Source organism: Bacillus sp. AFS098217 (genome assembly GCF_002551815.1).
Classification (GTDB): Bacteria; Bacillota; Bacilli; order Bacillales; family Bacillaceae_G; genus Bacillus_A.
Genome location: NZ_NVPR01000088.1, coordinates 21,117 through 28,407, shown reverse-complemented (window position 1 = coordinate 28,407; position 7,291 = coordinate 21,117). Strand labels below are relative to the sequence as shown.

Annotated in this window: 8 protein-coding genes; 3 read left to right on the top strand and 5 right to left on the bottom strand. The window is 37.0% G+C overall.

Translation table 11 applies throughout. The features are described 5' to 3' along the window. Positions 1-396 precede the first annotated feature (396 nt). Together COO03_RS21710 and COO03_RS21705 are read left to right on the top strand one after the other, a co-directional pair. The gene (locus tag COO03_RS21710; protein ID WP_097899131.1) at positions 397-1,077 is read left to right on the top strand and encodes an MgtC/SapB family protein; all 681 of its coding nucleotides are present in this window, start codon (positions 397-399) and stop codon (positions 1,075-1,077) included. A gap of 106 nt (positions 1,078-1,183) precedes the next feature. Further along, a complete protein-coding gene (locus COO03_RS21705; RefSeq protein WP_097899130.1) occupies positions 1,184-2,179 on the top strand; it encodes a potassium channel family protein in 996 nt (331 codons plus the stop codon). Here COO03_RS21705 and COO03_RS21700 read toward each other — a convergent pair. After that, positions 2,169-2,579 carry a YugN-like family protein gene (locus COO03_RS21700; protein ID WP_141523364.1) on the bottom strand — a complete coding sequence of 137 codons (411 nt, stop codon included), beginning with the start codon at positions 2,577-2,579 and terminating at the stop codon, positions 2,169-2,171. The two genes, COO03_RS21705 and COO03_RS21700, sit on opposite strands and share 11 nt — an antisense overlap. Positions 2,580-2,906: 327 nt before the next feature. Next, a complete protein-coding gene (locus COO03_RS21690) occupies positions 2,907-4,259 on the bottom strand; it encodes a glucose-6-phosphate isomerase (protein ID WP_097899127.1) in 1,353 nt (450 codons plus the stop codon). A gap of 299 nt (positions 4,260-4,558) precedes the next feature. Here COO03_RS21690 and COO03_RS21680 point away from each other — a divergent pair, with 299 nt between their 5' ends. After that, on the top strand, positions 4,559-4,792 hold the full coding sequence (locus COO03_RS21680; protein ID WP_097899126.1) for a DUF378 domain-containing protein: 234 nt from the start codon (positions 4,559-4,561) through the stop codon (positions 4,790-4,792). Between the two features lie 112 nt (positions 4,793-4,904). On the opposite strand, the gene yugI is transcribed toward COO03_RS21680, so the two are convergent. The 3 genes from yugI to COO03_RS21665 all read right to left on the bottom strand — a co-directional run bounded on the left by yugI (position 4,905) and on the right by COO03_RS21665 (position 7,235). Next, entirely contained in the window at positions 4,905-5,249 is a 345-nt protein-coding gene (gene yugI / locus COO03_RS21675; protein ID WP_097899133.1) for a S1 domain-containing post-transcriptional regulator GSP13, read from the bottom strand. Positions 5,250-5,550: 301 nt separating this feature from the next. After that, positions 5,551-6,741 carry an aminotransferase gene (locus tag COO03_RS21670; protein ID WP_097899125.1) on the bottom strand — a complete coding sequence of 397 codons (1,191 nt, stop codon included), beginning with the start codon at positions 6,739-6,741 and terminating at the stop codon, positions 5,551-5,553. Beyond that, complete coding sequence (locus COO03_RS21665) at positions 6,738-7,235, bottom strand: Lrp/AsnC family transcriptional regulator (RefSeq protein WP_141523365.1); 498 nt, start codon at positions 7,233-7,235, stop codon at positions 6,738-6,740. Before COO03_RS21665 ends, COO03_RS21670 begins: the two co-directional genes overlap by 4 nt. Between the last annotated feature and the right edge of the window lie 56 nt (positions 7,236-7,291).

Sequence of the window (7,291 nt, the reverse complement as noted above, 5' to 3'; positions counted from 1 at the left end):
CGTTCAGTTTTCAGAGAACTTGTTTGCCGCTCATTTGCGACTCCCTTATGTTAACATCTTCGTTTTTCGATGTCAACAAAGTTTTTAATTTCTTTTTTCGCTTTCTGCTGTTTCGCATCAGCGACGGTTATTAATATATCATGTGAAAATCTGAAATGCAACACCCTTTTAAAACTTTTTTATAAAAATAACCAAGTTTCTGTTTTAACCTCATATACTTAAACAAAATGCCCTTTTTCACTATAGTCATTTTCATCTCTAACAAATTACTACATATATTCTTTACAAAGACAGGAAGTCATATCAAACTTGATAGAAGCTTTAAGTTACGAGTAACTATTTTACTCATATATTATTGCCACATTACAGTAAACAAACAGATGAGGAGGAATACATATGGACTATACCGATTTATTAATTAAGCTAGGTCTCTCTGCTATTTTAGGATTCGCTATTGGTTTAGAACGTGAATTAAAGAAAAAGCCACTCGGTTTAAAAACTTGCTTAGTCATCTCTATTATTAGTTGCCTCCTTACCATTGTTTCTATTAAAGCTGCTTATAATTTACCTCATACAGATCACATGAACATGGATCCACTTCGCCTTGCAGCTCAAATTGTTTCAGGGATCGGTTTTTTAGGTGCTGGCGTTATTTTAAGAAGAGGAAATGACAGCATTGCAGGATTAACTACTGCTGCTATGATTTGGGGTGCTTCCGGTATTGGAATTGCTGTTGGAGCTGGTTTTTATCTTGAAGCGGTTTTCGGTATGTGTTTCCTTATGATTAGTGTCGAACTTATACCGTTAACAATGAAATTTTTAGGCCCTAGATCACTAAGGCAGCGAGATATCGCTGTTAAACTGGTTGTACGGGATATGAATAACATCCCTATTGTGATTGAAGAAATCAAGGAAATGGGCATAAAAGTTAAAAACATGAAACTCAAAACATTAGAGAACGGCTCTCACTTTTTACACCTTAAATTGTCTGTTGATCAAAAAAAACATACAGCTGACGTTTATTATGCCTTGCAGCATCTCGAAAGTGTTCAACAAACGGAAGTTGAAAGTATGTAATATTTCTCAGCGCAAAACAACTCTCTTACAAAATAGAGAGTTTTTCTTTTTTCCATAATGGTAACAATGAATGTAGCCTTACATGATAAGAAGGAGGTATACGATTTTGAAATCACGCGCTAACCTAGTGGATGTATTTCGCGACTCCATTATTTTTCGCTTAATTAGCTTTATTATCATTCTTACTACTGTTTTTGGCTTTATCATATATAAATTAGAACCAAAGTATTTTTCTACATGGCTTGATGGGATATGGTGGTCGCTTGTTACAATTTTTACTGTCGGGTACGGTGATTACGTCCCGCATACATCGTTAGGAAAACTGCTCGGTATACTTCTTATTTTATTAGGAACAGGATTTTGCTCTTATTACATGGTATTATTCGCTACCGAAATGATCAGCAAGCAATATATGAAAATTAAAGGTGAAGATGCCGCAACTTGTCACGGGCATATGATTATTGTCGGTTGGAATGAAAGAGCCAAACAAGTGGCAAGTCAAATGCATGTTTTAGAGCCAAATCTTAATATCGTTTTAATAGACGAAACACTTTCTTTACTCCCGAAGCCCTTTCATCACTTAGAGTTTATTAAAGGATGCCCGCATCACGATCAAACTTTATTAAAAGCCAACATTAAGACAGCTCATACGATTTTAATAACTGCAGACAAAGAAAAAAACGAAAGCTTAGCTGATACACAATCCATTCTAAATATTTTAACTGCCAAAGGGCTAAACCCAAACATTCATTGCATCGCTGAACTCCTTACTTCTGAACAAATTCAAAATGCAACTAGAGCAGGAGCAAACGAAATTATAGAAGGAAATAAATTAACAAGCTATGTTTTTACTGCATCTCTTTTATTCCCTTCTATTTCAGGTGTATTATTTACCCTTTATAATGAAATATCAGAAAGTAGATTACAGCTAATGAATACTCCTTCATCCTATATTGGAAAAACTTTCGAAGTTTGCAGTAGTTCGCTTTTAAAACAGGATATCTTACTGCTAGGTGTGCAGCGAAATGAACAATATCATATCAATCCCGTTCATTCCTTCGTTATTATTGAAAGCGACGTATTTATCTTAATTAAACATTAATAAGATGCTTTTCTAGCTCTTTTACTAAGGCCTTTCCGATATCAATATATTTTCTTTTTATATCCCCGTCTGCATCTTGCGGCTCCGCAAACTGATCTAATCCACTTGTTCCAGCTGCTAATGTATTTACTTGATCATCCAGTTCGTCTTGATATACATGTGAAAGGAGATATGGTGTTTCAATCCGGACGACTACACCAGGCCTATCAAGCTCTCCTTCCACCGCCGTAAATGGGACTCTTAAAAATTGATATCCATCATCCTCATCTACCTTATAATCAAAGCAACCATTGTCATACTCCCAATTGCCACCAATGCTATAACCAAGTGGCTTTAACGTTTCCTCTAGTTGAAACAAAGCATACGTACGACCTTCTAAATCTGATTGAATCAGAATCAAGCCATTCACCCTTCCTCGATTTTCTCTTAGCATGCCCGGTTCACATTTGTTCTAGCATTAACATATCGGCATTTCGACACAGCACATCGCCTCTTCTGCACGATTTGCCCCTTCCTTACCGTAAAAAAAGCTGTTGGGATGATCCCAACAGCTTTTTTGTTCAGCTGCAATGCCCATCGTTTCTGAGCAAGCTGCTTCCGCTTTTCTACTATCCAGCTTCAATGGCTAGAATGGTCAGTGGCTTCGCTTCTTCCACCGAGGCAAAGAGCGCCTCTATGTCAGAGGCTCCATCCCCCTCCCATTCTGAACGAGCCATTTCCGCTTTCCCTATTTCAAGCGTTCTTCTAATTCTGCTTTTAGTTCTTCGAATCCTGGTTTGCCAAGTAAAGCGAACATGTTTTTCTTGTATGCTTCTACACCTGGTTGGTCAAATGGATTTACACCTAGTAGGTAGCCGCTCATCGCACATGCTTTTTCGAAGAAGTATACAAGGTAACCGAATGTATACTCATTTAATTCTGGAATGTTTACGATTAAGTTTGGTACTCCGCCATCACTGTGTGCAAGTAATGTACCTTCGTACGCTTTTGTGTTTACGAAGTCTACAGTTTCACCAGCAAGGTAGTTTAAGCCATCTAAATCGTTCTCATCTTTTTCGATTTTTAGTTCGTGTATAGATTTACCCACTTTAAGAACTGTTTCAAATAGGTCGCGACGTCCTTCTTGAATGTATTGACCTAATGAATGTAAGTCAGTAGAAAAGTTTGCTGAAGATGGGAAAATACCTTTTTGATCTTTTCCTTCACTTTCACCAAATAATTGTTTCCACCACTCAGCAAAGTATTGAAGTGCTGGCTCATAGTTAACAAGCATTTCAATCGTTTTACCTTTGTTATATAGAGCATTACGAACAACTGCGTATTGATAAGCTGGGTTTTCTTCAAGCTCTGATTTCGCAAAGTCGTCATGTCCAGCAGCTGCACCTTTCATCATCTCTTCGATATTTAGGCCACTAACTGCAATTGGTAATAAACCAACTGGTGTTAATACAGAGAAACGACCGCCAACATCATCAGGAATTACGAACGTTTCGTATCCTTCTTCATCAGCTAATGTTTTTAAAGCACCGCGCGCTTTATCAGTTGTTGCATAAATACGTTTACGTGCTTCTTCTTTTCCATATTTCTCTTCTAATAATTTACGGAATAGGCGGAATGCAATCGCAGGTTCAGTTGTTGTACCTGATTTGGAAATAACATTAATGGAGAAGTCTTTCCCTTCTAATACGTCCATTAAATCTTTCATGTAAGTGGAGCTAATGTTCTGTCCAACAAATAGCACTTGTGGAGTTTTACGTTGTTCTTTAGAAAGCATATTGTAGAAAGAATGGTTTAACATTTCAATTGCTGCGCGTGCTCCTAAGTAAGAACCACCAATACCTACAACAAGTAAAATATCAGAGTCATTTTTAATTTTCTCAGCACATTTTTGAATGCGAGTAAATTCTTCTTTGTCATATTGAAGCGGAAGCTCTACCCACCCAAGGAAATCGTTCCCAGCTCCAGTTTTCTCATGGATTGCATGATGTGATACTTTTACTGCATCACGTAAATAAGTTAGTTCGTGTTCACTGATGAACGATAACGCTTTAGAATAATCGAACGTTACATGTGTGCTCATCTTTTTCCCTCCAATTATGTATATGTATTTCTGTATTCACTTTAGCGAAACTGAAGTTGTAAATCAAGCGATTGCAGAATTGTAAACGCAACCAATATTTATTTTTTTAAAAAAGTTCATTTTTCGTATAAAAATCCTCATTTTTTGGTATAGATGTATATATCTATGATGGATATTTTTTAATGTATAAAAACAGCAAAAGATAACCATTCTATAAGAGAGTTAAGCCTCTTAAAGTGCAATTATACTTTATAACAAAAGGCTTGCTTATGCTTCATATTTAAGGAGGGCTATTTGAAATGAGTACTTTACAACGTATTGCATTAGTATTCACTGTAATTGGCGCCGTCAACTGGGGACTTATTGGATTCTTTCAATTTGACTTAGTAGCAGCTATTTTCGGTGGACAACACGCTGCTCTCGCACGAATTATTTACGGTATCGTTGGTATTTCTGGGCTCATTAACCTTGGTTTACTATTCAAGCCATCCGAAAATCTTGGCACTCACCCAGAAACGAATGAAGTTCGATAACAAGTATGTCATCCTTCCCATCCGACATACGAATATGATTGCTTGCAATCATATTTGCTAATATATATCATAATATAAAGTAAAAGAGGGTCGCTCATATAGCGATCCTCTTTTACTTTGATAACTGTGATTCTTCAATCCACTCTGTTAGCTTCTCACGCAGCGTATTAAATCCTTTATCAGACGGATTCGGTACAAGAACTTTTCCTTGCTTTCCCTTCGCTGCTTTTAACGATAAACTCATTTTTCTGTGTTCTTCATCAATTGAAAGTACCTTTACTTCTACTGTATCTCCGACCTTTAAAAAGTCATGAATATCTTTTACATATCCATTTGTAATTTCAGATATATGCACAAGTCCTTGTGTTGCTTCATCCAATGCTACAAATGCACCGTAATCTTGAATTCCAGTCACTTTCCCTTTTACAACCACTCCTGCTGTATATTGTTCTGACATATGAAACACTCCCATACGTTTACCATTTTCCCCACTACTTGCAATTGGCAAGACATCTGCCAAACATACAAAAAGAGTCGCAGATGCAACCGCCCGCAAATAACAAGATAAATATCCGATTGGCGAAAGCCCATTCTCAGGCGAAAGTAACTCCTGCTAAGAAAAGCCCCCTCATATTAGTAAATTATACCACTAGCTCCTATATCATTCAAAATTCATGAAAAAATTTCCTTTAATGCGTATATTTTTTAAATATTGGGATAGAATACTAACACATGGCTTTCTAGTATTCCCCCCCTTTTTATGGACAAAACGTATTCTGTTTTGTCCTTTTTTTATTCTCCATGAATCGCTCCATTCGCTTCATCGCTTCCATAAGCTGTTCAAGCGAAGTTGCATACGAACAACGAATAAATCCTTCACCGCTTTCACCAAAGACACTTCCGGGAACAACTGCTACTTTTTCTTCTAACAATAATTGTTCTGCAAATTCCGCTGAAGACAATCCAGTTGAGGAAATGGAAGGGAATACATAAAACGCTCCTCCCGGCATATGACATGTTAAGCCCATCTCATTAAATGATGTCGTCATAAAGTTACGGCGTTTTTTATAACTTTCTCTCATTCGAATCACTTCATCGTTTCCAGAGCGAAGCGCTTCTAATGCTGCGAACTGTGACATTGTCGGTGCACACATCATGGAGTATTGATGAATTTTAAGCATTAATTCTGAAAAATGTACCGGAGCCGCAATCATTCCAAGACGCCATCCAGTCATCGCAAATCCCTTTGAAAATCCTGAAATTAAGATTGTATGGTCACGCATATTTTGAATACTCGCAAAACTCGTATAAGCCTCATCATATACAAGCTCCGCATAAATTTCATCCGACAATACAATGAGATTATACTTTTCAACGATTACTGCTAACTTTTCTAATTCAGATCTGTTTAAAAGTGCTCCCGTTGGATTATTTGGGGAACAAAGTAAAATAGCCTTCGTTTTCGTTGTAATAGCCGCTTCAATTTGCTCGGGCTGTACTTTAAACGCAGATTCTAAAGAAGTTGCTACTGGAACTGGTACCCCGCCAGCTAATGTGACAAGCGGTGCATAAGACACAAAACTCGGTTCAATAATGATTACTTCATCATCTGGATTTACAATAGCACGCATCGCCACATCTAACGCTTGGCTTGCCCCAACTGTAACAATAATTTCTTCATTTGGATCATAGGAAACATGAAATTGCTTTTGAAGGTACTTTGCTATTTCTTGACGCAACTCTAATAATCCTGCATTTGCAGTATATGCTGTGTATCCTTCTTCCAATGAACGAATACATGCTTGTCTTACATTCCATGGCGTAATAAAATCTGGCTCTCCGACTCCAAGTGAAATAACACCTTTCATCCCTGCCGCTAAGTCAAAGAACTTACGAATGCCGGATGGCTGTAAAGATTCTGCTGATCTTGATAGTTCAAACCGCTTCATGGTGTCACCACAATTCGTTTATCATCATCAGTTTTTTCATAAATAATGCCCTCATGTTTATATTTCTTCAAAATAAAATGCGTTGTTGTTGAAACAACCGATTCAATCGTTGCTAATTTTTCTGAAACAAATGTTGCCACTTCAGCCATACTCTTTCCTTCTAACGTAATAGAAAGATCATATGTCCCTGACATTAAATAAACCGATTTCACCTCTGAATAACGGTAAATTTGCTCAGCAACTGCATCGAATCCGACACCATGCTTTGGTGTAACTTTCACGTCAATCATTGCTGTTAAACCAGTATGTTCTTTCACCTTTGTCCAATCGATATGTGTAACATAATCCACAATGATTTTTTCACTTTCTAATTTTGCGACCATCTCTTTTGTTTCGTCTACTTCTATATTTAACATTTTTGCTAACGTTTCTACGGATAAACGACTGTTTTTTTCAAGGCATGCTAACAATTCTAATTCTTTTTCAGTCATCATATAATGCATCCTCCCTTTTGTTTTTTCTAAATTATACAAATACTCTTTTGTGTTTG